25 protein-coding genes are annotated in these 26,014 nt (G+C 72.6%); 13 read left to right on the plus strand and 12 right to left on the minus strand.

All coding sequences use genetic code 11. From position 1 onward, the window contains the following. The first annotated feature begins 61 nt into the window (after positions 1 to 61). The gene (locus IE263_RS44750; RefSeq protein ID WP_189943893.1) at positions 62 to 1,435 is read left to right on the plus strand and encodes a CoA transferase; all 1,374 of its coding nucleotides are present in this window, start codon (positions 62 to 64) and stop codon (positions 1,433 to 1,435) included. A gap of 106 nt (positions 1,436 to 1,541) precedes the next feature. On the opposite strand, the gene IE263_RS44755 is transcribed toward IE263_RS44750, so the two are convergent. Further along, entirely contained in the window at positions 1,542 to 2,234 is a 693-nt protein-coding gene (locus tag IE263_RS44755) for a lysoplasmalogenase (protein ID WP_229911525.1), read from the minus strand. Beyond that, the gene (locus IE263_RS44760; protein ID WP_189943894.1) at positions 2,231 to 3,109 is read right to left on the minus strand and encodes a sterol desaturase family protein; all 879 of its coding nucleotides are present in this window, start codon (positions 3,107 to 3,109) and stop codon (positions 2,231 to 2,233) included. Before IE263_RS44760 ends, IE263_RS44755 begins: the two co-directional genes overlap by 4 nt. A gap of 154 nt (positions 3,110 to 3,263) precedes the next feature. Here IE263_RS44760 and IE263_RS44765 point away from each other — a divergent pair, with 154 nt between their 5' ends. From IE263_RS44765 to IE263_RS44785, 5 genes are all read left to right on the plus strand, one after another. Next, positions 3,264 to 6,323: an NACHT domain-containing protein gene (locus IE263_RS44765; protein ID WP_189943895.1), complete on the plus strand. Its 3,060-nt coding sequence runs from the start codon at positions 3,264 to 3,266 to the stop codon at positions 6,321 to 6,323. Positions 6,324 to 6,512: 189 nt separating this feature from the next. Then, on the plus strand, positions 6,513 to 9,281 hold the full coding sequence (locus IE263_RS44770) for an MXAN_6230/SCO0854 family RING domain-containing protein (RefSeq protein ID WP_189943896.1): 2,769 nt from the start codon (positions 6,513 to 6,515) through the stop codon (positions 9,279 to 9,281). 187 nt (positions 9,282 to 9,468) lie between these two features. Beyond that, a complete protein-coding gene (locus IE263_RS44775) occupies positions 9,469 to 10,470 on the plus strand; it encodes a DEDDh family exonuclease (RefSeq protein ID WP_189943897.1) in 1,002 nt (333 codons plus the stop codon). 80 nt (positions 10,471 to 10,550) lie between these two features. Continuing rightward, complete coding sequence (locus IE263_RS44780; RefSeq protein ID WP_188291435.1) at positions 10,551 to 10,784, plus strand: metallothionein; 234 nt, start codon at positions 10,551 to 10,553, stop codon at positions 10,782 to 10,784. A 48-nt stretch (positions 10,785 to 10,832) separates the two neighbouring features. Next, complete coding sequence (locus IE263_RS44785; protein ID WP_189943898.1) at positions 10,833 to 11,624, plus strand: SURF1 family cytochrome oxidase biogenesis protein; 792 nt, start codon at positions 10,833 to 10,835, stop codon at positions 11,622 to 11,624. Between the two features lie 68 nt (positions 11,625 to 11,692). Here IE263_RS44785 and IE263_RS44790 read toward each other — a convergent pair whose 3' ends face one another. Beyond that, entirely contained in the window at positions 11,693 to 12,073 is a 381-nt protein-coding gene (locus tag IE263_RS44790; RefSeq protein ID WP_373312286.1) for a hypothetical protein, read from the minus strand. 315 nt (positions 12,074 to 12,388) lie between these two features. Between IE263_RS44790 and IE263_RS44795 the strand changes: the two genes are divergently transcribed. The 5 genes from IE263_RS44795 to IE263_RS44815 are packed head-to-tail and all read left to right on the plus strand — an operon-like array spanning position 12,389 to position 17,419. Next, the gene (locus tag IE263_RS44795) at positions 12,389 to 13,945 is read left to right on the plus strand and encodes a sodium:solute symporter family protein (protein WP_189943899.1); all 1,557 of its coding nucleotides are present in this window, start codon (positions 12,389 to 12,391) and stop codon (positions 13,943 to 13,945) included. A 14-nt stretch (positions 13,946 to 13,959) separates the two neighbouring features. Then, complete coding sequence (locus IE263_RS44800) at positions 13,960 to 14,523, plus strand: SigE family RNA polymerase sigma factor (RefSeq protein ID WP_189943915.1); 564 nt, start codon at positions 13,960 to 13,962, stop codon at positions 14,521 to 14,523. Next, entirely contained in the window at positions 14,520 to 14,834 is a 315-nt protein-coding gene (locus IE263_RS44805) for a hypothetical protein (protein ID WP_189943900.1), read from the plus strand. Before IE263_RS44800 ends, IE263_RS44805 begins: the two co-directional genes overlap by 4 nt. A 33-nt stretch (positions 14,835 to 14,867) precedes the next feature. Beyond that, the gene (locus tag IE263_RS44810) at positions 14,868 to 16,658 is read left to right on the plus strand and encodes a glycoside hydrolase family 15 protein (protein ID WP_189943901.1); all 1,791 of its coding nucleotides are present in this window, start codon (positions 14,868 to 14,870) and stop codon (positions 16,656 to 16,658) included. A gap of 5 nt (positions 16,659 to 16,663) precedes the next feature. Beyond that, complete coding sequence (locus IE263_RS44815; RefSeq protein ID WP_189943902.1) at positions 16,664 to 17,419, plus strand: SDR family oxidoreductase; 756 nt, start codon at positions 16,664 to 16,666, stop codon at positions 17,417 to 17,419. Between the two features lie 26 nt (positions 17,420 to 17,445). Here IE263_RS44815 and amaP read toward each other — a convergent pair whose 3' ends face one another. Genes amaP through IE263_RS44840 form a run of 5 tightly spaced genes read right to left on the minus strand, consistent with a single transcriptional unit; the run spans position 17,446 to position 19,802 of the window. After that, positions 17,446 to 18,033, minus strand: coding sequence for an alkaline shock response membrane anchor protein AmaP (gene amaP / locus IE263_RS44820; RefSeq protein ID WP_189943903.1), 588 nt, complete (start codon positions 18,031 to 18,033; stop codon positions 17,446 to 17,448). Beyond that, positions 18,030 to 18,683, minus strand: a complete 654-nt coding sequence (locus tag IE263_RS44825; protein WP_189943904.1) for a DUF6286 domain-containing protein — start codon at positions 18,681 to 18,683, stop codon at positions 18,030 to 18,032. Before IE263_RS44825 ends, amaP begins: the two co-directional genes overlap by 4 nt. Then, positions 18,680 to 19,099 (minus strand): Asp23/Gls24 family envelope stress response protein, encoded by a 420-nt coding sequence (locus IE263_RS44830; protein WP_189943905.1) that lies wholly within the window; start codon positions 19,097 to 19,099, stop codon positions 18,680 to 18,682. The genes IE263_RS44825 and IE263_RS44830 overlap by 4 nt, the downstream gene beginning before the upstream one ends. Continuing rightward, positions 19,096 to 19,281, minus strand: a complete 186-nt coding sequence (locus tag IE263_RS44835; RefSeq protein ID WP_189943906.1) for a hypothetical protein — start codon at positions 19,279 to 19,281, stop codon at positions 19,096 to 19,098. The genes IE263_RS44830 and IE263_RS44835 overlap by 4 nt, the downstream gene beginning before the upstream one ends. A gap of 38 nt (positions 19,282 to 19,319) precedes the next feature. After that, positions 19,320 to 19,802, minus strand: coding sequence for an Asp23/Gls24 family envelope stress response protein (locus IE263_RS44840; RefSeq protein WP_189943907.1), 483 nt, complete (start codon positions 19,800 to 19,802; stop codon positions 19,320 to 19,322). An 87-nt stretch (positions 19,803 to 19,889) separates the two neighbouring features. Here IE263_RS44840 and IE263_RS44845 point away from each other — a divergent pair, with 87 nt between their 5' ends. Beyond that, positions 19,890 to 20,612 carry a nucleopolyhedrovirus P10 family protein gene (locus IE263_RS44845; RefSeq protein ID WP_189943908.1) on the plus strand — a complete coding sequence of 241 codons (723 nt, stop codon included), beginning with the start codon at positions 19,890 to 19,892 and terminating at the stop codon, positions 20,610 to 20,612. A 4-nt stretch (positions 20,613 to 20,616) separates the two neighbouring features. Here the strand turns inward: IE263_RS44845 and IE263_RS44850 are convergent, their stop codons facing one another. The 3 genes from IE263_RS44850 to IE263_RS44860 form a co-directional block, all read right to left on the minus strand. Further along, entirely contained in the window at positions 20,617 to 21,420 is an 804-nt protein-coding gene (locus IE263_RS44850; RefSeq protein ID WP_189943909.1) for an enoyl-CoA hydratase/isomerase family protein, read from the minus strand. A gap of 116 nt (positions 21,421 to 21,536) precedes the next feature. After that, the gene (locus tag IE263_RS44855) at positions 21,537 to 21,758 is read right to left on the minus strand and encodes a helix-turn-helix domain-containing protein (protein ID WP_004002281.1); all 222 of its coding nucleotides are present in this window, start codon (positions 21,756 to 21,758) and stop codon (positions 21,537 to 21,539) included. 335 nt (positions 21,759 to 22,093) lie between these two features. Beyond that, complete coding sequence (locus IE263_RS44860) at positions 22,094 to 23,692, minus strand: ABC-F family ATP-binding cassette domain-containing protein (RefSeq protein ID WP_189943910.1); 1,599 nt, start codon at positions 23,690 to 23,692, stop codon at positions 22,094 to 22,096. A 254-nt stretch (positions 23,693 to 23,946) separates the two neighbouring features. Here IE263_RS44860 and IE263_RS44865 point away from each other — a divergent pair, with 254 nt between their 5' ends. After that, positions 23,947 to 24,360 (plus strand): VOC family protein, encoded by a 414-nt coding sequence (locus tag IE263_RS44865; protein WP_189943911.1) that lies wholly within the window; start codon positions 23,947 to 23,949, stop codon positions 24,358 to 24,360. Between the two features lie 29 nt (positions 24,361 to 24,389). Here IE263_RS44865 and IE263_RS44870 read toward each other — a convergent pair whose 3' ends face one another. Next, positions 24,390 to 25,826 carry a hypothetical protein gene (locus tag IE263_RS44870; protein ID WP_189943912.1) on the minus strand — a complete coding sequence of 479 codons (1,437 nt, stop codon included), beginning with the start codon at positions 25,824 to 25,826 and terminating at the stop codon, positions 24,390 to 24,392. Positions 25,827 to 26,014 lie beyond the last annotated feature (188 nt).

The following is a 26,014-nucleotide window of genomic DNA, read 5'->3' on the forward strand; positions in this document are numbered from 1 at the left end:
CCCTCGTGTGCCGGTCCGGGCCCTCATGTGGTGGGCGGATCGGATCATGCATAGTGCCGTCATGACTGACATCGAGTTCGCCTGGTCGGAGCTGGGCGGCGATCCCGCCCTCCTCGCGCGCGTGTCGACCGTCGTACGGGAGGGTGCCCTGACGGCACGGCTTCCGGTACGGGAGCTGGCGCGGGCCTGCGTCGGGGTGTGCGCGCTGGCCGGGGCCGAGCTGGCGGCGCGGCGGGCCGGGCTCGTGGAGGTGCCCCGGGTGCGGGTGGACGACGGGGCGGTGGCCACGGCGTTCGTGAGTGAGCGTCATCTGCTGATCGACGGGCGGGAGCCGGTCACCTTCGCACCGCTGTCGCGGTTCTGGCGGACGGCCGACGGGTGGGTGCGCACGCACGCCAACTATCCGCACCACCGGGAGCGGTTGCTCCGGGCGCTGGGTCTGTCCGACGAGGACCCGGCGTCCGTCGAGACGGCACTCGGCGAGCGGTCCGCCCTGGAGGTGGAGGAGGCGGTGTACGCGGCGGGGGGCCTGGCGGTGGCGCTGCGCACGCCCGAGGAGTGGGCCGCGCACGAGCAGGCGGCGGAGATCGCCCGGCGGCCGCTCGTGGAGAGCGAGCGTCCGGACACGGCACGCGCACGCGTGCTGCCGCCGCTCGACGGCACTCCCCTGCTGCCCGCCGCCGGACTGCGCGTCCTGGACCTGACCCGGGTCATCGCCGGCCCGGTCGCCACCCGCACCCTCGCCCTGCTGGGCGCCGACGTCCTGCGCGTCGACGCCCCTCACCTCCCCGAACTTCCCGACCAGCACGCCGACACGGGCTTCGGGAAGCGGTCGGCGACCCTGGACCTCGCCACCGACCGGCGGATGTTCGAGGAGTTGCTCGCCAGGGCGGACGTCGTCGTCACCGGCTACCGGCCGGGCACCCTGGACCGGTTCGGCCTCTCCCCCGAGGCACTCGCCGAACGCCGGCCCGGGCTGGTCGTGGCGCAGTTGTCGGCGTGGGGGGCGTACGGCCCGTGGGGCGGGCGGCGCGGCTTCGACAGCCTCGTCCAGGTCGCGACCGGCATCGCGGCGACCGAGGGAACGGCCGAACGCCCCGGCGCGCTGCCGGCCCAGGCCCTCGACCACGGCACGGGGTACCTCCTGGCGGCAGCGGTCCTGCGGGCCCTCACCGAGCAGTCGTCCGAGGGTTACGGCCGCGTGCTGCGGGTGGCACTGGCGCGGACGGCGGCGTGGCTGACGGGCGGGGTCCGGTCGGACGAGGGAGCGGCCGGCGCCGCGTACGACGGCCCGGAGGCCTGGCTCACCGAGGCCGACAGCGGCATCGGGCGAGTGCGGTACGCGCTGCCGCCGGTGTCCTTCGACGGCGGCCCGGCCGACTGGGCACGGCCGCCGGGACCGTGGGGGGCGGATCGGGCTCGCTGGGCGGGCTGAGCCGCCGGGGCGGGCGGGGGGGCGATGTGGGGTCCCGGGTCGGTAGCGGCCCGGGGAGGCGGGTGCGGGCCGCGGCGACACTCGCGCCGCTCCGCTGTCGGTGCGCTCAGGGGGTGGTGGAGCGCACCGCACCGTCCGCCGTCGTCGGCGCCGGCCGGGTGTCCAGGGCGCCCCGGGCCAGCAGGAACTGTGCGGCGACGTACGTGAGCATGATCCAGAAGTCGGGGCGCGGGGCCTGCGGCCAGTCGGCGACGCCGGTCGCGATGAGGGTGTCGGAGAGGAGGAACAGCGCGCCGCCGAGACCCGCGACGAGGCCGAGCCGGGTGGCGGCGGTGTACGCCATGGCCGTGAGGAGCGTGCTGTAGCAGGCGACGGGGATGCGGAGGTCCGCCGGGAGGTCCGGCCACAGTTGGGCGACGGTGGCGATCAGCGCGGTGACGTAGGCCGGGGCGAGGAAGGCGGCACGCGCGCGTGGTGGGCCGTAGTGGCGGAAGAGGGCGAGGTAGCAGACGTGGCCGGCGGCGAAGGAGGCCATGCCGGCGAGGAAGGCGGGGTCGGCGTCGGACAGGAGCAGGGTGTCGCCGCCCCAGCCGCACAGGAGGGCGGCGACGAGCAGCCGGGGTGCGCCCTGTACGGCGGCCCAGGCGGCCAGGAGCGGCATCAGGAGGGGCTTGGCCGCCAGGTGGGCGGGGGTGAGGCCGGCCACGAGGCCGAGCAGGTCGACGGCGGTGGCGACGGCGAAGGCGGCGAGGAGCAGGCCGGGGAGGCGGGAGAGGCGCAGGCGGCGGGGGCGGGTCACGCGGCCGTGGTCTCCTCGACCGGCGTGGGCGCGGAGGCGGGGGCGGGCGTCGGCTGCCAGCCCGGCCCGCGGAACACACGCCCGGCCCGCTCGCGCCAACCGCGCGCCGCCTTCAGGTCCTTGGCGATGGCGACGTACTCATGAGTGGCCACCTTGATCGGGTTGTACGTGTGGATGTTCTTCGTCAACCCGTAGACGGGCCGCTCGGCCTCCGGCGTGAACGACCCGAAGAGCCGGTCCCAGACGATGAGGATGCCGCCGAAGTTGCGGTCAAGGTAGCCGCCCTGGGAGGCGTGGTGGACGCGGTGGTGGGAGGGCGTGTTGAACACGAACTCGAACCAGCGGGGCATCCTGTCGATGCGCTCGGTGTGGATCCAGAACTGGTACACGAGGTTCGCCGAGGAGCAGAAGGCGAGCGCGGCCGGGTGCACACCGGCGGCGACGACCGGGACGTAGAAGGGCCAGACGGTCAGGGACGTCCAGGGCTGGCGCAGCGCGGTGGTGAGGTTGAACTTCTCGCTGGAGTGGTGGACGACGTGGCAGGCCCACAGGATGCGGACGACGTGGTGGCCGCGGTGGGACCAGTAGTAGAAGAAGTCCTGCGCGAGCAGCATCAGCGGGATCGTCCACCACAGGACGGGGACGCGCAGCGGGGTCAGTTCGTAGAGCGCGGTGTAGATCGCGACGATCGGGATCTTCCAGAGGAAGTCGAAGGCGAGGCTCCCGAGTCCCATGCCGATGCTCGTGGCCGCGTCCCTGGCCTCGTAGCCGGCCGCGTCCTCGTCGGGATGGAGACGGACGCTGATCATCTCGACCACGGTGAGCAGCACGAAGGCGGGGATCGACCACAGCACGACATCGGGCAGGTTCGGCATGGGGGCACCGTAGAACCGCAGGTCGGCCCGGGGAAGACGTTGTTACCCACAAGTATTACCGACGGTACGCGCTTGCTTGTTGGCGATCTCCACCAAACGCCGTCCCCGCTCGGCCTACGATTCCCACCGTCTGCGGCGTTCGGGGAGGCTGGGGATGCAGGGGCTCGAAGTGGTGCTCGTACGGCTCGCGTCGACGGTGGCCTCGACGGTCATGAAGTCGGTGCTGGCACCACGGCCGGGGGCGGGGCTGGTGGCGGATCCGGTACGTCCGCTGCCGAAGCCGGCGGGACCGGAGCGACTGGCGCGGGTGCTGGGCGGGCGGATCTCGGCAGGGTACGCGGCCGTGCCTGAGAACGAGCGGCTGGCCGCCGTGGCCGCGGTCCAGGACACGTTCACCGCAGCCGGTGAACTGACCGCGGACCGGCTCTTCGCGGCGGACCTGGACCCCGCGCGGCTGGCGGCCGGATTACGTCGCCCGGTGCCGGACCTGACGGAGCGGGCCCGCGACCTTTACGGAGAGCTGTTGGAGCTGTGCTGCGCGCACCTCGTCGAACAGCTCACCGCGCAGCCGTCGTTCGGCGCGCGGGCGGCGCTGGAGCACACCCGGCGGACCGGGGAGCTGCTGCGGGGCCGGGAGGCGGCCACGGGATCGGCCGCCATCGCCTTCGAGGAGCGGTACGCGCGCTACCTCATCGAGGCCCACGGCCGACTGGAGCTGTTCGGGCTGACGCTCGGCCGGTCGGGACGGGATTGGCCGCTGGACACCTCGTACCTCAGCCTCGCGGTCACCGGTGACGGCGGACGGCCGTCGGCCTTCGGACTGCCGCACCAGGGGCTCGCGACGCTGAAGGCCGAGCAGGCGCTGGAGAATTCGGACCGCATCCTGCTGCGCGGACCCGCCGGCTCCGGGAAGTCGACGCTGGTGCAGTGGCTCGCGCTGAACGCCGCCCGGCGTGAGTTCGGCCCCGAACTCGCGGACTGGAACCGGTGCGTGCCGTTCGTGCTGCGGCTGCGCGCCTTCGCCACCGCCGAAACGCCGCCCCTGCCGGAGGACTTCCTGCGCGCGTCCGGTGTACCGCTGTCTCCCCCGCCGGGCTGGGCGGAGACGCTGCTGTCCGAGGGACGGGCGCTGGTGCTGGTGGACGGCGTGGACGAAGTGCCGAGCCGGTTGCGCTCCCGCACGGAGACCTGGCTGAAGTCGCTGGTCGCAGCCTTCCCGGAGGCGCGCTACGTGGTGACGACACGGCCGTCCGCGGTACCGGAGGACTGGCTGGTCACACAGGGCTTCGCCGCGCACTCCTTGCTTCCGATGGGCCGGGACGACATTCGGGCCTTCGTCGCTCGCTGGCACGAGTCGGTACGGCTCGAGTGCGGGGACGAGGTGGAGCGGGCCCGCCTGGACACGTACGAGAAGGCGCTGCTGCACGCGGTGAAGACCCGCCGGGACCTGGGACGGCTGGCGACGAACCCCCTGATGTGCGCCCTGCTGTGCGCCCTGAACCGCGACCGTCACATGCAACTCCCCCGCGCCCGCAAGGAGTTGTACGACGCCGCACTGGAGATGCTGCTCGTACGGCGGGACGCGGAGCGAGAGATCGTCGGTGTCGAGGGCGTCACGCTGACACGCGACGAGCAGACCGTCCTGCTGCAGCGGCTGGCGTACTGGCTGATCCGCAACGGCCAGGTGGAGGCAGCTCGCGACGAAGCCGTGGAGATGGTCGCGGAGTGGCTCACCGCGATGCCGCAGGTCGAGGCCGACGCGGCCCGGGTCTACCAGCACCTGCTGATCCGCAGCGGGCTGCTGCGCGAACCGGTACCGGGTGCGGTCGACTTCGTCCACCGCACCTTCCAGGACTACCTGGGCGCCAAGGCGGCCGTCGAGGCGCGTGACTTCGGCGTCCTGGTGCGCAACGCGCACGACGACCAGTGGGACGACGTGGTGCGCATGGCGGTGGGACACGCGCGCGTCGAGGAACGGGGACGGCTGCTACGAGCACTGCTGCGGCGGGCCGACCGGGCACCGCGTCTTCGGCACCGTCTGGTGCTGCTGGCGGCGGCGTGTCTGGAGCATGCAGCGGAGCTTGATCCAGAGGTGCGGAGGGAAGTCGAGGGACGGGCCGGGGAGTTGGTACCGCCGCGTGACCTGGGCGAGGCGGAGGAACTGGCGAAGGTCGGAGAGCTGGTGCTGGAGCTGCTGCCGGGGCCCGAAGGGTTGTCCGAGGTGGTGGCAGCGGCTGTGGTGAGGACCGCGGGGCTGGTGAAGGGGGACGCCGCTTTCGAGGTGATCACTCGGTTCCGGGAGGATACGCGCGCGCCCGTGAACCATGAGATGTGTGAAGCCTGGGCTTCGTTCGACAGCCCGCGCTTTGCGGATGAGGTGCTCTCCGGCCACGACTGGTCCACGGCGTTCCTCTTGGTCCAGAAGCCCGAGCAGCTCAATGCGATCCAGTACGTGGCTGACGCACGTCATGTGCTGCTGCACGGCGACCACCCGGACCTCACGCCGTTGCGGAAACTCACAGATGTGAAGTGGCTGTACCTCATGGAAAACAGGAGCGTGGCGGATCTCTCACCGCTCTCCGGCATGCGGTCCGTCCGCCGCGTGCTCCTCGACCGGTGTGAGAACGTACGCGACGTGTCTCCACTTGCCGGGTCGGGGATCACGCGTCTGGACCTACGCTCCCTCTCCTACGAGATCTCCCTGGAGCCCCTGCGCGACATGCCGGATCTCCAGAACCTGCTGCTCGCCTACACCCCGCTGATCGAGAGCGTCGACGAACTGCCCGTCGGCCCGCAGCTCACGGAGCTGCACCTCTTCCGGGAGACGCGGTACGTGACGCTGGACGGCGTCGAGCGCTGGGCCGGCATGACCGCGATGACTTTGGCGAGCGAGACCCAGATCGGCGAACTCGCCCGGCATCCTTCCCTGAACCATCTGACCGACCTCAGCCTTCAGCACCAGGATCCACTCGACCTTCGGCAGATCCTGCATCTCAAGGACCTCAAGAGCCTGTTCCTCTTCCAGTGCTCGGTTCCCGAGAACATCGGCCTCCTGCGGGAGCTCCCGGCGCTCACCCGGCTTACGCTCTCGTCATGCCGACCGATCGACATCGGTCCACTGGCCGACCGCGACGACATCACCATCGACCTCCTCGGAACGGCCGTCACCGGCGAAGAGAGATTCCCCCCGGACCGGATCATCCGCCGACGCTGAAAAAGAAGTGGCACGCCCAGAAGCAGGCGTCCTAAAGTCATCCCCACGGGGGCGGCTCCGCCGCGTGCTTCCTTCTTTCTTCCGACGAATCCGTAGCGCGCCCACTCTCCGCCCCCGTTTCCGACAGACCTCTCGCCCCGACTCGCCCGACGAGTCCGGAGGCCTTCCACGCGTTCCGGGGGATTCCGCTTGTCCGTACTCGCGTCCGTGCTGCTCCGCCGTCTCCGTACCGTCTACGTCGACCAGGCCGGGCCGCGGCCGGGTGACCCGTCGACGGACGAGGGGCTCGTCGCGCTCGAAGCCGAGCTGCTGGACCGGGGGTTCGCACCGAACGCGCAGTTGCGGGCGGCGCTGGCGTGGCTGGGGCCCGCCGGGCTGGCCGACGCGGGGCGGCAGATGATCGCGCACATCGACGCCGAGCTGGGTGCCGACCGTACGCACATGCCGCTGTTCCGCAGCTTCCCGGCCTCCGTGCCCGACGACACCTTCCAGCTGTGGATCGACCGCGTCTTCACGCTGCTGCTGCAGTGGCCGAAGCAGCCGTGCGTGCTGTGCGGCACCGTCGGCAGCGTGCACCCGGTGTCGCCGTGCGCGCATCTGGTGTGCCGGGAGTGCTGGGACGGCGCGGACTACTCCGGCTGTCCGGTCTGCCACCGCCGTGTCGACCCCGCCGACCCCTTCCTGAAGCCTGTTCCGCCGCGGCACGCGCGCGAGGTGTCCGTGGGTCCGCTGAAGGTGCTCGCGCTCGGGCGGGACGCGCGCGCCGACGCCGTGACCGCGCTGCGGACGCTGCTGGCCCGTCGTACGCCGCTGCCGCCGCGGGACCGGGAGGACCTGGCAGTGCTGCTGGCGCACGCGCCGACGGGGGTGGAGTGGTTCCCGGAGGACGTTCCGGTGCGTGAGACGAAGGCGCTGGTGCTGGGGCGGATGCTGCGGGTGCGTGAGCGGCGCGCGGGCGCCCTGGAGTTGCTCGGCAGGCATCTCACGACGGCGACGGACGTGCTGCGCCTGCTGTGCGTGTGGTCCGGCGGCGAGGCCGACCTGATCGAGCCGCCGCGGCTGCGGTCGCTGCCGCGCGGGCTGCGCCGGCGACTTCTCGCCCTGCTCGACGGGCTGTCGGCGCCCTCGCTGGTGGAGGACGTGCTGCGGCATCCGGTCCTGTGGAAGCGCGCGGCCGAGATCCTGCACCCGTACGAGCAGCATGCCCGCCATCCGAAGGCGGCGATGGCGTTCGCCGTGCTGCGCGGGACGGATGTGTCGGGTGCGGCGGCTCCGGGTGACGCGGGCACGCCGGGCGAGGCCCGTCCGCGCGACACCAGTGCCGCGGGCACCGCGTCGAGCGGGACGCCGTCGCCTGATACCGGCGTCGCGGGCGCCGTGGCCGCCGAGACCCTCCCCCACCCCACGAACACCCCCGGCATCCCCCTCGCCGAGGCCCTGCTCCGCACCGCCGCCGCGCACCCCGACGCCGTCCGTGTCGACGGCGCCCGGCTCCGTGCCGCCACCTGGAGTGCCCGTGTCGAGCAGGCGCTGGCCGAGAAGGACGCCGAGGGCGCCCTGGCGTTGCTGGCCCGGCGACCCGGTGAGCTGCTGCGCCGCCTCGACCACCTGCTGCGGCTGCGCCCTCTCGATGTCCTGCCGGAAGACTTCGCGGACGTGCTGCGGCGCGCCCTGCCGCAGGCGGGTCCGGCGCCGCTGCTGGCCGCGCTCGGGCGGCTGAGGATCCGCCATCTGCCGTCCGAGCGACGGGTGTTCTTCCCGCGCGGCCAGGTCACGCACGCGTACACCCTCGACGACAGCCGCGCCCCGCTGTCGCCCGTCGTGACGCGCGAGGTGTGCGCGCTGCTGGAGGCCGAGGCGGTGCGCCGGCTGTCCGCCACCCCGCGTGTCGACCTGGCCGTCCTGGACTCGGCGCTCACCGGTCTCGCGGTGCCGGCCACCGAGCGTGCCGACGCCAAGGCCCTGGTCGCCGTCCCGCGCGGCAGCACGCAGCCGCTGCCCGACGGCGAGGTCATGCGGCTGTTCCTGCACTGGACGGAGCCCGCGAAGACCCGTGTCGACCTCGACCTGTCGGTGGCGCTGTACGACGAGAACTGGGAGTTCGCCGGCCTGTGCGACTACACCAACCTGGTGTACGGCGAGCGGTGGGCGGTGCACTCCGGCGACCTGACGTCGGCCCCCGCGCCGGACGGTGCCACCGAGTACGTCGACCTGGACCTCACCTCGCTCGGCGGCCGCGGCGTGCGGTACGCGCTGCCCGTCGTCTTCAGCTACAACGACATCGCCTTCGAACGGCTCCTGGACGCCTTCGCGGGCTTCATGACCCTCCCCTCTGCCGCCGAGGAGGCCCGCGACGCGTCGTACGACCCGCGCACCGTGCGCCAGCGCTACGACCTGGTCGGCGACTCCCGTGTCCATGTCCCGCTCATGGTCGACCTGCGCCACCGCACGTTCCTGTGGACGGACCTGCACCTGTCGGCCGCCGAGGGCTACCACAACGTGTACCGGCACGCCGCCGACCTGGGCCGCGCCGGCCGTGACCTGTACCAGTACTTCGCCTCCGGCCGGACGACGCTGTGGGACCTGGCGGTGTGGCACGCCGCCGCGCGCGCGGACGAGGTCGCGGTGGTACGGCGCGCGCCGCGGCCGGGCGCCGACGACGAGCTGTGGCACTACGTCAGGCGCGCCGCCGAGCCGGACACGGCGTTCGCGGCACGCGTGCGTGCGCTGGAGGCACCGGAGCGGCGGGAGCGGCCGGACGGCGTGCCGGGCGGCGCCTCCGCCGACGAGCTCGCCGGCGAAGCCGCCGCCAAGAAGCATGTGTTGCTCGCGCTGGTGCACGGGGGCGTGGCACCGGAGCGCGCGACCGGGGAGGTGTACCGGCTGCTGCCCGGCCCGGTCGACGGCTGCGGTCTGACGCCGCTGGCGGCCGGGGACCTGGTGGCCGCACTGGGCTGACGGCGCTCCGTGCGGGCGCCCCGTACGCCCCTCCCACGGGTACCCCGGTCGGGCGCTCCGAGTCGAACTCCCGTACGCCCGGGGAGCGTTCCGTCCGTCTTCGTCCCGCACGCGCGTGTGGCCGCGCCCGGTGCTGCGCCGGGACATGTGCACGGAGTGTCAGTGGCGGCCCGTATCCTCAGGGACCATGCTCGAAGACCGCACGACCACAGTGTCCTCCTCCACGGAGTGGCCGACCGCGTATCCCCAGGGGTACGCGGTCGTTGACGTGGAGACCACCGGCCTGGCCCGCGACGACCGGATCATCTCCGCCGCCGTCTACCGGCTGGACGCGCGCGGTGAGGTCGAGGACCACTGGTACACGCTGGTCAACCCGGAGCGCGACCCGGGCCCGGTGTGGATCCACGGTCTGACCAGCGAGGCGCTGGAGGGTGCGCCGCTCTTCCCCGAGGTGGCCGAGGAGTTCGCGGCCCGGCTCGCGGGCCGGGTGCTGGTCGCGCACAACGCGGTCTTCGACTGGCAGATGATCGCGCGGGAGTACGCGCGCGCGGAGCGCGAGGCCCCGGTGAAGCAGCGGCTGTGCACGATCGCGCTCGCCAAGGAGCTGGGGCTGCCGCTGCCCAACCACAAGCTGGAGTCGCTGGCGGCCCACTTCGGTGTCGTCCAGCGGCGGGCGCACCACGCGCTGGACGACGCGCGGGTGCTGGCGGAGGCGTTCCGGCCGAGCCTGCGGGCCGCGGCGGCGGGTGGTGTGCGGCTGCCGCTGCACGAGTGCCGGCCGCTGACGGAGTGGCAGGACCGGCCCGCGCCCCGGATCGGTCAGCAGGCGGGCGGTCCGGGCGGCTATGGCGGCGGCTACCGGCCGAGCAGTTGGCGCCCGGCCCGCAAAAGGCCCGCATGCCCCTATCCCAACCCCGGTCGTTACGAAGACGGCAAAAGGCTCAAACAGGGCATGCGGGTGGCCTTCTCGGGCGACACGTCGGTCGAGCGCGAGCTGCTGGAGGACCGCGCGACCGAGGCGGGGCTGCATGTGGCGACGAGCCTGTCGCGGCTGACCAGCCTGCTGGTCACGAACGACCCCGATTCGGGCACGTCGAAGGTGGTCAAGGCCCGGCAGTTCGGGACGCCGGTCGTCGACGAGGCGGCGTTCGGGCAGTTGCTGCGCGATGTGGAGCCCGCCGACGAGTGACCCGTACGTACGGGTGATTGGCACGCGACTCGCCCGTCGCCCGCTCGCCCGCGCCACGGCGACCGCTCACCCTGTGGCGCATGGCGACATGTGAAGTCTGCGGCAACAACTACGGAATGACCTTCGAGGTGCACGCGCAGGGCGCGGTGCATGTCTTCGACTGCTTCTCCTGCGCGATCCACCGTATGGCCCCGATCTGCGAGCACTGTCGTGTGCAGATCATCGGCCAGGGCGTCGAGGTCGAGGGTCACTGGTACTGCGGCGCCCACTGCGCGCGGGCGGAGGGGAAGGTGGGCATCGTCGACCGCGTCTGAGCGCACCCTGCCGGAAGCACCCCACGGCCCGAGATGTACGGTCGTGGGGTGTACCGCTTCCTGTTGTCCCGGCAGTGGGTGATCATCACGCTGGTCGCCCTCCTCCTCATCCCCACGATGATCAGGCTGGGCATCTGGCAGATGCACCGCTACGAGGAGCGCTCCGCCCGGAACCAGCTGGTCTCCGACGCGCTGACCGCCGAGCCGGCGCCCGTGGAGAAGCTGACCTCGCCAGGGCACACCGTCACCACCGACCAGCGGTACCGCACGGTGACCGCCGAGGGCCACTTCGACACCGAGCGGGAAGTCGTCGTCAGGCGGCGCGTCAACGCCGACGAAGAGGTCGGCTTCCACGTCCTCACCCCCTTCGTCCTGACGGACGGCAAGGTGCTGCTGGTCAACCGCGGCTGGATCCCCGCCGACGGCCCGAGCCAGACCGCGTTTCCCAGGATTCCCGCACCGCCCGGCGGCCGGATCACCGTCACCGGGCGGCTGATGCCCGACGAGACGACCGAGGCGAGCGGCATCAAGGACCTCAAGGGCCTGCCCGACCGGCAGATCATGCTGATCAACAGCGAGCAGGAGGCACGGCGCCTGGGCGCCCAGGTCCTCGGCGGCTACATCGCGCAGATCACTCCCGAGCCCAAGGGCGACACCCCGGAACTGCTCGGCAAGCCGGGTGACGAGAACGCCGCGCTGAACTACGCGTACGCCATCCAGTGGTGGCTGTTCGCCGCCGGCGTGCCCATCGGCTGGGTGATCCTGGTCCGCCGTGAGCTCCGCGACCGGAAGGAAACGGCACACCAGGAGACGGAGCAGGCGGAGCCGGCGACGGTGTAGCGCACGCGCGCCGCGCCGCGGGGCGGGCGCGCACCTCGGCAGCGGGTGGCGTTCGCCCCGCGGCCCGGTCAGCAGCAGCGGCTCTGCGGGTGTTCCTCCCGGTGCCGTGCGCGCAGCGCCTCGCGCCCAGCGGGCGGCCCGCACGGCCGCACCCCCACCGGCGGCTCGGCCGGCTGCGACCGACACGTCGGCGGCGGAGGGGTGGCCGAGCAGCATCCGGCGGTCGGTCGGCTGTTGGTCGACGCCGTCCTCCAGCCGTTCCGCCGCAGCGGCACGGCGGTCGTCGGGCCGCAGCACGCGCCGGGCGAGGAAGCGGAGCCGAACCGGTGGGCGATGGCATACGAGCCGAGCGCGGCCGTCATCAGCCGGACCGCGGAGATCTCCGCGCCCCAGGCGGGCGCGAGGACGCCCGGGACCACGGCACCGAGCAGGGCGACGGCGGTCCACACAAGGGTCGACCGAAGTAGCATTCGCGACTTTTCCGGCATTGAACGACCGGTTCCGGGCAGGGTGGCGGCAGGCATGGCGGCTCCTCGCCCGGACTGCGGGTGAACGGTGCCCAGCCGCTCGGGAGACCGCGCCGACCAGCGGTGACCATGCCCTTGGGGCTCCCGTCCGCTGTCGGACTGTGCAAGAGTTGCCCACCCGCCGGAAACCGGTTGCCGGTGAATTTCCAGGAGATTTCCCGCCGGTTTTCCGTCAACCGAATCGGTCGCCCGCGCAACCAAGGGTTGAGGGCACAGGCACACCAAGGACGGTGACCCATGGCCGACGGCGCCATGACCGCGACGTTCCTCGCCGTGATCGGCGCGGCGTCGCTGCTCGCCGTCACCGCACGGCGCCTGCGCCCCAGCGACCGGCTGCCCTCCCTCGAGGGCTGGGCGCTGGCCGACCGCGCCCTGGGCCCGGTGTGGACGTGGTTGCTGCTCGGCGGCACGATCTTCACCGCGTACACCTTCACCGCCGTGCCGGGGCTGGCGTACGGCAACGGCGCGCCCGCGTTCTTCGCGGTGCCGTACACGGTGATCGTCTGGCCGCTCGCCTTCGTCCTGCTGAGCCGTCTGTGGAGCGTGGCCCGCCGGCACGGCTACGTCACCGCCGCCGACTTCGTGCGCGGGCGGTACGGGTCGCCGCCGCTGGCCCTGGTGGTCGCGCTGACCGGGATTCTGGCAACCATGCCGTATCTGGCGCTGCAACTCCTCGGCATACAGGCGGTGCTGACCGCCGGCGGGGTCTCTCCGCGCGGTCCCGCCGGGGACCTGGTGATGGTGGCGCTGTTCGCGGGGCTCGCGGTGGCCACGTACCGGCACGGGCTGCGCGCGCCCACGGTGATCTCCGCACTGAAGGCGGTGGCGGTGTTCGTCTCGCTCACCGCCGTGTGCTGGCTGGTCCTGGCACGGCTCGGCGGGCCCGGGCCGGTCTTCGAGGGCGCGGCCCGGCGCCTCGGCGGAACGGACCTCGCCCACTCCCCGCTGCTGCTCTCCCCCGCCCAGCAGCCCGCGTACGCCACGCTCGCCCTCGGCTCCGCGCTGGCCCTGCTGATGTACCCGCACGTGCTCACCGCCGGGTTCGCCGCCGACGGCCCGCGGACCCTGCGCAAGGTCTCCGTGGCCCTGCCCGCCTGGACGGGCCTGCTCGCCCTCTTCGGCTTCCTCGGCATCGCGGCCCTCGCGACGGGGGTGGAGGCTCCCCGGGGCAGTGCCGAGGCCGCCGTGCCCATGCTGGTCGACCGGCTGATGCCAGCGCCGCTGGCCGGGCTGGTGTTCGCCGCGATCACCGTGGGCGCGCTGGTCCCGGCCGCCGTCATGTCGATCGCCGCGGCGACGAGCTTCGTGCGGAACGTGTACGTCGAGTACGTCCATCCGACGGCCACGCCCAAGCGGCAGGTGCGCATCGCCAAGGGCGTGTCGCTCACCGCGAAGGTGGGCGCGGTGGCGTTCGTGTTCGGGCTGCGCGACCAGGACGCCGTCAATCTCCAGCTGCTGGGCGGAGTGTGGATCCTGCAGATCTTCCCGGCCGTGGCCGTCGGGCTGTTCACCGCGCGGCTGCACCCGAGGGCGCTGCTCGCGGGGTGGGCCACCGGCATGCTGGCCGGAACCCTCATGGTGGTGCGCGAGGGGTTCTCGTCCCTCGTGCCCCTGGGGTTCGGAGCGCCGACGGTCTACGCCGGACTCGCGGCCCTGCTGCTCAACCTGGCCGTCGCGGTCACCGTCACCGCCGCCCTCGAACACTTCGGCGTCCCGCGTGGCGCCGACGCGACCGACCTGCCGTCCCGCCTGACCGTCAGGCGCCGCCCCGAGACGGGAGCGAACCACCCGTGAGACGCAGACACCCGATTCCCGTGCCGGAGCCGTTCGTCGAGCAGCAGGCGCTCGCTCCCGTGGTGACCGACCCGGCCGAGCTGGAACGCGAGGCCGGCCTCGCCCGGCTCTTCGAGCTGCACTACTCCTCGATGCTGCGGCTCGCCGTGCTGCTCGGCGCCGACGACCCGGAGAACGTGGTGGCCGAGGCGTACTACCAGATCTACCGCAAGTGGCGGCGGCTGCGGGACGTCGAGGCGGCGGAGGCCTATCTGCGCTCCACCGTCTGCAATCTGACCCGGATGCGGATACGCCACCTCCAGGTCGCCCGCAAGCACGTGGAGAATCCACCGGAACTCCCGGACGAGACCGTCGCCTCCGCCGAGAGCACCGCACTGCTCCGCGACGACCAGCGGGTGCTGATCGACGCCCTCCAGCAGTTGCCGGCACGGCAGCGCGAGGCGCTGGTGCTGCGACACTGGCTGGGGCTGAAGGAGGGTGAGATCGCCGCCGCGATGGGCATCTCCTGCGGCTCCGTCAAAACCCACACCTCGCGCGGCCTGGCCGCCCTGACCCAGGCGATGGAGGCCCGGCGATGACGCATCGAGATGCGACTCCGTCGCGTGGCACCGGTGCGGACCGCACGGAGCGGGAGCTGCGCGAAGCCCTGGAGGCGCTGGCCGGAGGCGTGCGGGCGGCCCCCGACGCCTACCGCACGGCACGCGGCGAATGGCTGCGCCGGGAACGCCGGCGACGGCTGGTGCTGGCCGTACTGATCGCCGTCGTCTTCACCCTGGCGACGCTGATCGGGCTGTGGGTGCTCAACCAGGCCCCCTCGGACCCCGGCGTGATCTTCTCAGGCACCGGCGACGCGGTGAGCCACGCGTCACTCCCCCGGCCGCACCCCTGATTGCCCCCTGGTTCCGCCGGGAACCCGCACCCCGTGCACCCCCTGATCGAGGACTACGCGCTCATCGGCGACGAGCAGACCGCCGCCCTGGTCGGCCTGGACGGCTCCGTCGACTGGCTGTGCCTGCCCCGCTTCGACTCCGCCGCCTGCTTCGCCCGCCTCCTCGGTGACGAGGAGAACGGTCACTGGCGCATCGCGCCCAAGGGCGTCGACGGCGGCCCCTGCACACGGCGCGCCTACCGGCCCGACACCCTCGTCCTGGACACCGAGTGGGAGACGGACGAGGGGGCGATCCGCGTCACCGACCTGATGCCGCAGCGCGACCGCGCCCCCGACGTCGTACGCATCGTGGAGGGCCTGCGCGGCCGGGTCACCGTCCGCAGCACGCTGCGGCTGCGCTTCGACTACGGCTGGGTCATCCCGTGGATGCGCCGGGTCGACGGCCACCGTGTGGCGATCGCGGGCCCGGACGCGGTCTGGCTGCGCAGCGAACCCGCGGTGGACACCTGGGGCGAGGACTTCTCCACCCACTCCGAGTTCACCGTCGGCGAGGGCGAGTCGGTCGCCTTCGTGCTGACCTGGCACCCCTCGCACCACCCGCGCCCACCGCTCGTCGACCCCTACGAGGCACTGCGGGCCAGCGTCGACGACTGGCAGGCCTGGTCCGCCCGGTGCCGCTACGACGGACCCCACCGGGACGCCGTCATGCGCTCCCTGATCACGCTCAAGGCCCTCACCTACGTGCCCACCGGCGGCATCGTCGCCGCGCTCACCACCTCCCTGCCCGAGGAGCTCGGCGGGGTGCGCAACTGGGACTACCGCTACTGCTGGCTGCGCGACTCCACCCTCACCCTCGGCGCCCTGCTGGCGGCCGGCTACCAGGAGGAGGCCGAGGCCTGGCGCGACTGGCTGCTGCGCGCCGTCGCGGGCAGCCCGGCGGACCTGCAGATCATGTACGGGCTGGCGGGCGAGCGCCGGCTGCCCGAGTGCGAGCTGCCATGGCTGTCCGGCTACGCCGGCTCCCAGCCCGTACGCATCGGCAACGAGGCCGTGAACCAGCTCCAACTGGACGTCTACGGCGAGGTCATGGACTCCCTGTCGCTGGCCCGCGCCTCGGGCATGTCGCCCAAGCCGCACATGTGGTCGCTGCAGTGCGCGCTGATGACGTGGCTGAGCGAGAACTGGCGGCAGCCGGACGAGGGGCTGTGGGAGGTGCGCGGCGGACGCCGCCAGTTCGTGCACTCCAAGGTGATGGTGTGGGTGGCCGCCGACCGGGCCGTCCGCGCGCTGGAGGAGTACCCCCGGCTGCACGGCGACCTGGAGGGCTGGCGAAAGCTGCGCGAGGAGGTGCATCGCGAGGTGTGCGAGAAGGGCTACGACCCGGAGCGGAACACCTTCACCCAGTACTACGGCTCACACGACCTGGACGCCTCCCTGCTGCTGATCCCCCGTGTCGGCTTCCTGCCGCCCGACGACCCGCGCGTGATCGGCACCATCGACGCGGTCCGCGAGGAACTCGGCCACGGCGGCCTGGTGCGCCGCTACAGCACCGACGGCACCACGGTCGACGGCCTGCCCGGCGACGAGGGCACCTTCCTGGCGTGTTCCTTCTGGCTCGCCGACGCGCTCCACATGACGGGCCGCACGAAGGAGGCACGGGAGCTGTTCGAACGACTGTGCCACCTGGCCAACGACGTGGGCCTGCTGGCGGAGGAGTACGACCCGGTGAGCGGCCGTCACCTCGGCAACTTCCCCCAGGCCTTCAGTCACATCGGCCTGGTCAACACCGCCCTCACGCTGTTCGACGGCGAGGGGGCAGGATAGGGGCCATGGATCTTGGACTGAAGGACCGGGTGTACGTCGTCACCGGGGCCACGCGCGGCCTCGGCAACGCCGCCGCGCGCGAGCTGGTCGCGGACGGCGCGAAGGTGGTCGTCACGGGGCGGGACGCACAGCGTGCCGTCGACGCGGCGGCCGAGCTGGGGGCGAACGCGGTAGGCGTCGCCGTCGACAACGCCGACCCCGAGGCGCCCGCGCGGCTGATCGCGGCGGCCCGTGAGCACTTCGGGGGGTTCGACGGCATCCTCGTCAGCGTGGGCGGGCCGCCGCCGGGGTTCGTCGCCGACAACAGCGACGAGCAGTGGCAGACGTCGTTCGAGTCGGTGTTCCTGGGCGCGGTGCGGCTGGCGCGGGCGGCCGCCGCCGAGCTGGAGGCCGGGGGTGTCATCGGGTTCGTGCTGTCCGGGTCGGTGCACGAGCCGATTCCCGGGCTGACGATCTCGAACGGACTGCGGCCCGGGCTGGCGGGGTTCGCGAAGTCGCTCGCGGACGAGTTGGGGCCGCGGGGGATCCGGGTCGTGGGGTTGCTGCCGGCGCGGATCGACACGGACCGCGTGCGCGAGCTGGACGGGCTGTCGGCTGATCCCGAGGCCACCCGGGCCGCCAACGAGGCTCGGATTCCGTTGCGGCGGTACGGGACGCCGGAGGAGTTCGGGCGAACGGCGGCTTTCCTGCTGTCGCCGGGTGCTTCTTATCTGACCGGGATCATGGTTCCCGTCGACGGCGGGATGCGGCACGGGTTCTGACGGTCCCGTCGTCGCTCGCGGTCGTCTCAACTGACCCTTTCCGCGCGGTGTTTGGCTGTCCTCATGCGGACTTCCGCCGGCAGCGCCTTCAGGGCCGCCGATTCCCTCGCATGGGTCAGGGACTCCGTCGTCAGGTGGTCCAGGGTGTCCCCCGGGTCCACATGTGGCTCCAGGAGGAGGCGTACGTGGGCCTCGGGGGCGTCCCTGCGGCCCGTCAGGTGGGCGTGGGCGTGGGAGACGCCGTCCAGGCGGGACGCGTCGGCGGCCAGTACGCTCTCCAGGGCGCGGCCTCGCAACAGGGCGCCAGCGCCGTCGCCGGTGTCCACGAGGACCTCGCCGAGCCGGCGGCGCCGCAGGATCGAGACCAGCCACCACAGGGCGAGCAGCACGAGGACCGTGAGGACGGCGAGGACGCTCGGCCACCACCAGGTCTCGTCGCGCCAACGGGTGCGTTCGGCGGTGCTGAGCAGGACGTCGTGGGGGCCGTCGTGGATCCACCACGAGGGCGGAGCGACCCCGAGGCCCACGGCCAGCACCGCGCCGCCGACGACGACGAGGACGAGGCCCACGAGCCCCAGTGCCACACGGTTGACGGTCCTGAGCATCGCCCTCATCCCTTCCTGCCGGGCCGGCGCACCTGCACCGTCAGCTTCGGCGGACGCGCCAGGCCCAGGCCGCGGACCGCGTCACCGAGCACGGTGTCCAGGTCGGCGCGTACGTCGTCCAGGTCGCGGAAGTGGGAGACCGCGCGGACGTCGGCCCTGCGGCGGCCCGTGCGTACCCGCACCGACTGCACGCCGACGACCTCCATGGCCCGGTCGCGCAGCACCAGCGTGGCGGCGCCGCGGTGGAGTCCGGCACGGACGTCGGGCCGGGTGCGGCGCATGGGCAGGACGTCACGCAGGCCCGGGGTGACGGCGAGGACGATCAGCCACAGGCCGAGGGCGAGCGCGACCCCCGCGCCGACGAGCACCCAGGGGTCGTCCAGGGGCCGTTCGGCGAGTTGCCGGGCGAGTTCCCGGCGGGCGTGCAGGGCGGGCCGGTCGGCGCGGACGGCGGCGATGTCGTAGAGGAAGGCTCCCGCGAGGGCCAGGAGCAGGAGCGCGACGATGCCCGCCGGGACGCGGCGCGCGGACCAGAAGCGGCCGCTGCGCGGGGCGGGGCCGGGCTCGGTCTCCGGCGGGTTCTCCGGTGGGTTCTCCGCGGGTTTCTCCAGGACCGGCAGTTGCTGTGTGGTGCCCTCCAAGCTCCGGGGCTCGCTCATCGCGTCCTCCCGTGTACCGCGCCGTGCGCCTCCGTCAGGTGCAGCCGTTCGACCTGGACGGCGACTTCCGGCACCTCCATTCCCACCAACGCGCCTACCCGCTCGGTGACATGACGACGCACCGCATGACAGCGGGACCCGAGATCGGTCGGATAGTCGAGTTCGAGGTGGACGCGGATGTGGGCTGCTTCGATGGGGGTCCCCCCGCTCGAGCCAAGCCGAGAGTGGGGGCGTACGACGACGGTGACGTGCGGACGGGCGGCCTCGGAGGGCAGGCGTCCGACCGCCTCGAGTGCGGCCCGCGCGGCGATCTTGGCGACGACCCGGTCGGCGATCCGGGTCGCGCCGCGCTCCCCCGGCGGGACGACGCCGGCCCCGCTGCCGAGCGCGACGCTCCCCTCGCTCACTTGCGTCACCGCCGCCGGTTTTCGCGCGTGCGGAAGAAGTCGCCGAGGTCCAGGTCCCCTTCCAGGAACCGGCCGACGACGAAGCCGATGGCGCCCAGGGCCGCCACCAGCACGAAGGCCCCGAACCCGCCGAAGTATCCGGCGAAGCCCAGCGCCATACCGGCGATCATGCCGACCATGGCCATGTTCAACGTGCACTCCCCTCACCGGTCGCCCGGTCGGCGACCCGTCACTGGAGCCGGGTCTGCGGCTCCTCTTCCTCTTCCTCGGGCAGCTTGACGTCGCTCACCGCGATGTTGACCTCGACGACCTCGAGACCGGTCATCCGCTCGACGGCCGCGATGACGTTCTCGCGCACGTCCCGCGCGACGTCGGAGATCGCCACGCCGTAGACGACCACGATCTCCAGGTCGAGCGCGGTCTGCACCTCGCCGACCTCGGCCTTGACCCCGCGCGCCACGGCCTTCGTGCCGCCGGGCACCCGGTCGCGTACGGCCCCGAAGGTGCGGCTGAGGCCGCTGCCCATGGCGTAGACGCCGTCAACATCCCGTGCCGCCATTCCGGCGATCTTCTCCACGACCCCGTCGGCGATCGTGGTGCGCCCGCGGGACGCCGGGGCTCCGCCGCCGCGACTGGTGGGCCTGCGGGTCTGCACCGCTTCGGTACCGCTGTCCGGGACCTGCGTCCGGTTCTGCTCCGATGTCTCACTCATCGCCGTACGTCCTTTTCGATGGTCCTCCTTCGACCACCGTAAGCGCGGTTGCCGAATCGCGCTCCGGGGATGCGGCACGCTGGAGTAATGAAGGCGGATCGTTTGACGACTGCGGTACGGCATCAGCTCGGCCTGGGCAGACTGCTGCCCCTGGGCGGGCTGCGGGACGGCGCGTGGATCGCGGAGAGTGCGGCGGAGGCGGTGCTGCGACGGGCGGTGCGAGAGGTGCGGGGGGTGCGCCTGGGGCCCCTGCGCCTCGCGCTGGCGGATCCGGAGGGCGCGGAGGAGCCGGTCGTGCCGCCTCCGCCGAGTGCGCTGCCGCCGGGACCGTTGCGGGTGACGGCGGCCTGCGCGGCGACGGCCTCCGAGCCGCTGCCGGCGGCGGCGTCCCGGCTGCGTACGGCCCTGGCGACGGCCGCGGCGGAGCGGCTCGGGCTGGTGGTGGCGGAGGTGGATCTGCGGGTGACGGCTCTCCTGGACGAGGAGTTCGCGGAGGAGCCGGAGCAGGTGCGGCCACCGCAGTGGTCCGAGGCGGCTCGCGAGGGTGACGAGGCGCGTGCGGCCGACGCGGCTCTCGCCGTGCCGGGGGTCGCGGGGCTGACCGATGTGCTCGGACGGGCGGTGCGGGTCGAGGAGCGGCCGCACGCGGTCGCCACCGCCGCCGCCCTGCCGCGCCGGCACGTGCGCGTGGAGATCGCGGTGAGCGCGGACCACCGGGCACTGGACGTGGCCCGGGAGGTCCGTGGTGTGGTGGCGGAGGCGTTGCGGGATCAGCCGACGGTGGCGGTGCTGGTGACGGCGGTGGGCTGAGCGCTCACTCGCCGAGGCCGGCCAGATCCCGCAGCCGTCGGGCCTGAGCGGCTCGCTCGGCGGCACGCTGCTCGTCGTACGTACGGTCTCCGGCGCCCCGCAGCAGCGCCTTGGTCTCGACGGCCGCGTCCCGCGGGGCGGCCAGGATCGCCGCGGCCAGCTCACGGACCGTCGCGTCCAGCTCGGCCGCGGGGACGGCGAGGTTGGCGAGCCCGGTACTCACCGCCTCCTCCGCGTGCACGAAGCGGCCGGTCAGGCAGATCTCGACGGCACGGCCGTAGCCGACCAGGGAGACGAGGGGGTGGGTGCCGGTGAGGTCCGGTACGAGGCCGAGGCTGGTCTCGCGCATGGCGAACTGCACGTCGTCGGCGACGACGCGCAGGTCACAGGCGAGAGCGAGCTGGAAGCCCGCACCGATGGCGTGGCCCTGGACGGCGGCGATCGACACGAGGTCGCTGCGTCGCCACCAGGTGAAGCCCTCCTGGAACTCGGCGATGGCGGCGTCGAGTTCGGCGTCGCCACTGCGCGCGAGATCGATGAAGGACGGCTCGCCCTCGATCCCCTCGGGCGTGAACATCTGCCGGTCGAGCCCGGCGGAGAAGGACTTGCCCTCGCCGCGCAGCACGACCACGCGGACGGAGCCCGGCAGCTGTCGCCCGGCTTCGGCGAGCGCGCGCCACATCGCGGGACTCTGCGCGTTGCGCTTGGCCGGGTTGGTCAGCGTCACCGTGGCGAGCGTGTCGTCGACGGTGAGCCGTACGCCGTCCTTGTCGAGCAGGGGAGCGAGTTCCTGGTCGGGCGAAGCCATGGGGCGCCTCCGATGAGTGCGGTCAGCGAAGCAAAGCTAAGTGACTGCACAGTAACCACCCGGCCGATCCGACAACCGACCGGGTGGCCACCATCGAAGCCGGTGGGCCGCCCGGGTCAGGACGAGGCGGCCTTCTTGCCCCGCGTCGCCCCGCCACGCCCACGGAGCGTGACGCCCGACTCACTGAGCATCCGGTGTACGAAGCCATACGAGCGACCGGTTTCCTCGGCCAGCGCCCGGATGCTCGCACCGGAGTCGTACTTCTTCTTCAGGTCTGCCGCGAGCTTGTCGCGCGCGGCGCCGGTCACCCGGCTGCCCTTCTTCAGAGTCTCGGCCACCCGTGCCTCCTCATGGGAAGTGCGCTCTGGTCCCCTCATGATCACCCCTCCGGGCCCCGATGGCCACCCATTCGGCAAGGTCCGTGCGAGAGGGTTTTGACGACAGGAGCGCGTCCCCACAAACGGAAGATGTCATTCCATGCGGTGGTGTTCGTGGGGCCGAACGGGTCATTCCGTGAAATGCCAGGTCAGAGACGCGCGACGGCCGATCCCTGGTCGACAGAGGGATCGGCCGTGAAATGGATGTAGGACACACCTCGATACGAGGAGATCTCACACAGATGATGGATCAGAAGAGGGCCGAATGATCCATACGCCGTGGATCACGCTTTCGATCAAGCCAGGGCGACGAGATCCGCGTAGTCGGAGCCCCACAGGTCCTCGACGCCGTCGGGGAGCAGGATGATCCGCTCGGGCTGGAGGGCCTCGACGGCGCCCTCGTCGTGGGTGACCAGAACGACCGCGCCCTTGTAGGTGCGCAGGGCGCCGAGGATCTCCTCGCGACTGGCCGGGTCGAGGTTGTTGGTGGGCTCGTCGAGCAGCAGCACGTTCGCCGAGGAGACCACGAGGGTGGCCAGGGCCAGGCGGGTCTTCTCACCGCCGGACAGGACACCCGCCGGCTTGTCGACGTCGTCGCCGGAGAACAGGAACGAGCCGAGCACCTTGCGGACCTCGACGAGGTCCATGTCGGGGGCGGCCGAGCGCATGTTCTCGAGGACCGTGCGGTCGGCGTCGAGGGTCTCGTGCTCCTGGGCGTAGTAGCCGAGCTTGAGGCCGTGGCCGGGGACGACCGCGCCGGTGTCGGGCTGTTCGACGCCGCCGAGGAGCCTGAGCAGCGTGGTCTTGCCCGCGCCGTTGAGACCGAGGATGACGACCCTCGACCCCTTGTCGATGGCCAGGTCCACGTCGGTGAAGATCTCCAGCGAGCCGTACGACTTCGACAGGCCCTCGGCCATCAGCGGCGTCTTGCCGCAGGGCGCGGGCTCCGGGAAGCGGAGCTTGGCGACCTTGTCGGACTGGCGGACCGCCTCCAGGCCGGAGAGCAGCTTGTCGGCGCGGCGGGCCATGTTCTGCGCGGCGACCGTCTTGGTGGCCTTGGCGCGCATCTTGTCGGCCTGCGAATGCAGTGCGGCGGCCTTCTTCTCGGCGTTGGCGCGCTCGCGCTTGCGGCGCTTCTCGTCGGCCTCGCGCTGCTGCTGGTAGAGCTTCCAGCCCATGTTGTAGATGTCGATCTGGGAGCGGTTGGCGTCCAGGTAGAAAACCTTGTTGACGACCGTCTCGACCAGGTCGACGTCGTGGGAGATGACGATGAAGCCGCCGCGGTAGGTCTTGAGGTAGTCCCGCAGCCAGATGATCGAGTCGGCGTCGAGGTGGTTCGTCGGCTCGTCCAGGAGCAGGGTGTCCGCGTCGGAGAACAGGATCCGCGCCAGCTCCACACGGCGGCGCTGACCGCCGGAGAGCGTGTGCAGGGGCTGACCGAGGACACGGTCGGGCAGGTTGAGCGCGGCGGCGATGGTGGCGGCCTCGGCCTCGGCGGCGTACCCGCCCTTGGTGAGGAACTCCGTCTCCTGGCGCTCGTACTGCTTCAGGGCCTTCTCGCGGGTGGCGCCCTGGCCGTTCGCGATGCGCTGCTCGTTCTCCCGCATCTTGCGGATGAGGACGTCGAGGCCGCGGGCGGAGAGGATGCGGTCGCGGGCGAAGACGTCGAGGTCGCCGGTGCGAGGGTCCTGCGGCAGGTAGCCGACCTCGCCGGAGCGGGTGACGGTGCCGCCGGCGGGGATGCCTTCGCCGGCCAGGACCTTGGTCAGCGTGGTCTTGCCGGCGCCGTTGCGGCCGACCAGGCCGATGCGGTCACCCTTGGCGACACGGAAGGAAGCGTTCTCGATGAGGATGCGGGCACCGGCGCGCAGCTCGATGCCGGAGGCGGAGATCACGGACAGACTCCAGGGCGGGGTCGTTGGCGGGATGGGCGGCTGAGGACGTTCCCGCCGTCTAATGCGCGAGGAGAATGGCCATGGGGCCAGTCTAACGGGGCCGTGCAACCAGTTTTCCCGGTTCGGGTGTTCGATCTCCCCGTGCCGCGGGCCGAGGGGCGTTGTCAGTGGGGGCTGCCAGACTGGGCGGTGGATCACATGTCCGGCAGGAGTCGAGTGGTCCGTCCGGCAGAGATCACAAGGGAGTGATCGGCATGGCAGGGACGAACAGCGGGCGTCCGAGCATCTGTCCGACGGTGCTGTACCGGGACGCGAAGGCGGCGATCCGGCAGCTCACGGAGGCCTTCGGGTTCACGGAGCTGTCCGTGTACGAGGGCGAGGACGGCTCGGTGCTCCATGCCGAGCTGGTGCAGGGCAACGGCGCGGTGATGCTGGGGTCGAAGGGCCGCGGCGGCGTCTTCGACACGGCGATGAAGGACGCCGGCCCCGCCGGGGTGTACGTCGTGGTGGACGACGTCGACGCCCACCACCGGCGGGCCGTGGAGCACGGCGCGGAGATCCTGATGCCCCCGACGGACCAGGACTACGGCTCCCGGGACTACATGGCCCGGGACACCGAGGGCAACATCTGGAGCTTCGGCACCTACGCGCCCGAGATACAGGGCTGACGGGCCTCCCGGAGGAGCCCTCCCCGGGGTCAGCTGCCCCCGGTGTGGACCTGGAAGGCGGCCCGGCGGACGGCCTTCGCCAGCGCCGGGTCGGGGTGCGCGGCGGCCAGCGCCACCAGGACCTGCACGGTGCGCGGGTGTCCGACCGCGCGCACCTCGTTCAGGAGCGCGGGGACGGTCGGCTGCAGCGCCGACTCCAGGTGGCGCACCAGCATCGGCGCCTCGCCGTGGTCGGCGACGGCCGCGGCGGTGTCGACCCAGAGCCAGGTGGCCTCCTCCCGGGTGAGCACCTCGTGCGCGTCCTCCGGGTCCACCCCGTCGTGCTCGGCGAGCCAGAGCAGGGCGTACGGCCTGAGGGCCGGCTCCTCGACGACGGCGCGGACGTCGGGCTCGGCGGGGGCGCCGACGACGCGCAGCGCCTCGAAGGCGAGGCCGCGCAGCAGGGCGTCCTCGCCGCGGGCGGCGGACAGCAGCTCGGTGACGGCACTGCCGACGGGGCGGGCGGCGAGCCAGGCGCGGTACTCGGCGCGGGCCGCGTTCGGGCGGAGCTGGGCGCAGCCGCGGAGCATCTCCTCGGCGGAGACCTCGATGTTCCCGGCGGGGCTCTGCGCGGCGACGCAGATCTGCTCCAGCTTGACCCAGACCGCCCAGTTGCCGAGCGGGGTGAGGGTGGCGTGTCCGTCGCCGCAGGTGAGCGCGCCCACGGAGGCGAGGGCGTGCAGGGCCCAGTCGAGGAGGGGGGCGAGTTCGGCGTCCTGGGCGGGCTCCGCCGGGTCGGCGTCGGCGGAGGGGGCCGGGGCCTCGGGGGTCGCGGTGTCGGCCTCGGGGCCGTAGGAGACCTCGCAACGCTCGGTGCGCAGTTCGGTGACGCGCTGGCGCAGGAGGTCGAGAAGCTGGTCCACGGGGACGGGGCCGGCGGACAGCTGGAGGAAGGAGAGCACCTGCGGCATGGCCGAGACGACCTCGGCGACGGCGCCGGGCTCCTCGTCCGCGGGCTCCGGGGTGGCGAGCGACCAGGCGTCGAAGAGGGCGACCCAGCCGCGCAGTACGGCGCTGTCGTCACGGTCCCAGGCGCGCAGCCGCCAGCCCGGGCGGGCGCTGTCGCCGTGCACCTCGACGAGGCCGGCGAGGCGGGCGGTGTCCCAGTCGGCACGGACCTGAGCCGAGGTCAGGCCCAGGTCGCGGGCCGCCCGTTCGGCGGTCGCGTCGGAGAGGGTGGCCTTGCCGTCGTGGGTCGCCGCGTCGCGGCCGGGGCCGAGGGCGGCGTCGGCCCAGCGCGCGACACGGGCCGCGTCGGCGAGACCTGAGCGCGCCATTCTGGCCAGCTCCGCCGGGGCCGGTGTGCCCTCCGGCGGGCGGGGCGCGGGGCGGCGCGTGCGCCGCTGGTTCACAGCTGAGGGGGCGCCGGCCAGGGGTCGCGGGCGGACGAGTCGAAGCCTGGAGTCGCGCGGGATACGGGACGTCACGGGTGCAGTCTTCCGGTTGACGGTCCGAAAACCCAAACGGAATGTCACGACGGGCTACGGGACTGGCCAACGCACGGGGGTCGGAGAGGGGTGGAGAGACGCGATCAAGCCAGTGGTACGGGCTTAAACGGAACCCTTGGGGCGGGGTCGGGGGTGGAGGAGGGGGGCGGGGTCGTGGCGGTGCGGGT

The sequence above is a fragment of the Streptomyces aurantiogriseus genome, assembly GCF_014649375.1.
Classification (GTDB): domain Bacteria; phylum Actinomycetota; class Actinomycetes; order Streptomycetales; family Streptomycetaceae; genus Streptomyces; species Streptomyces aurantiogriseus.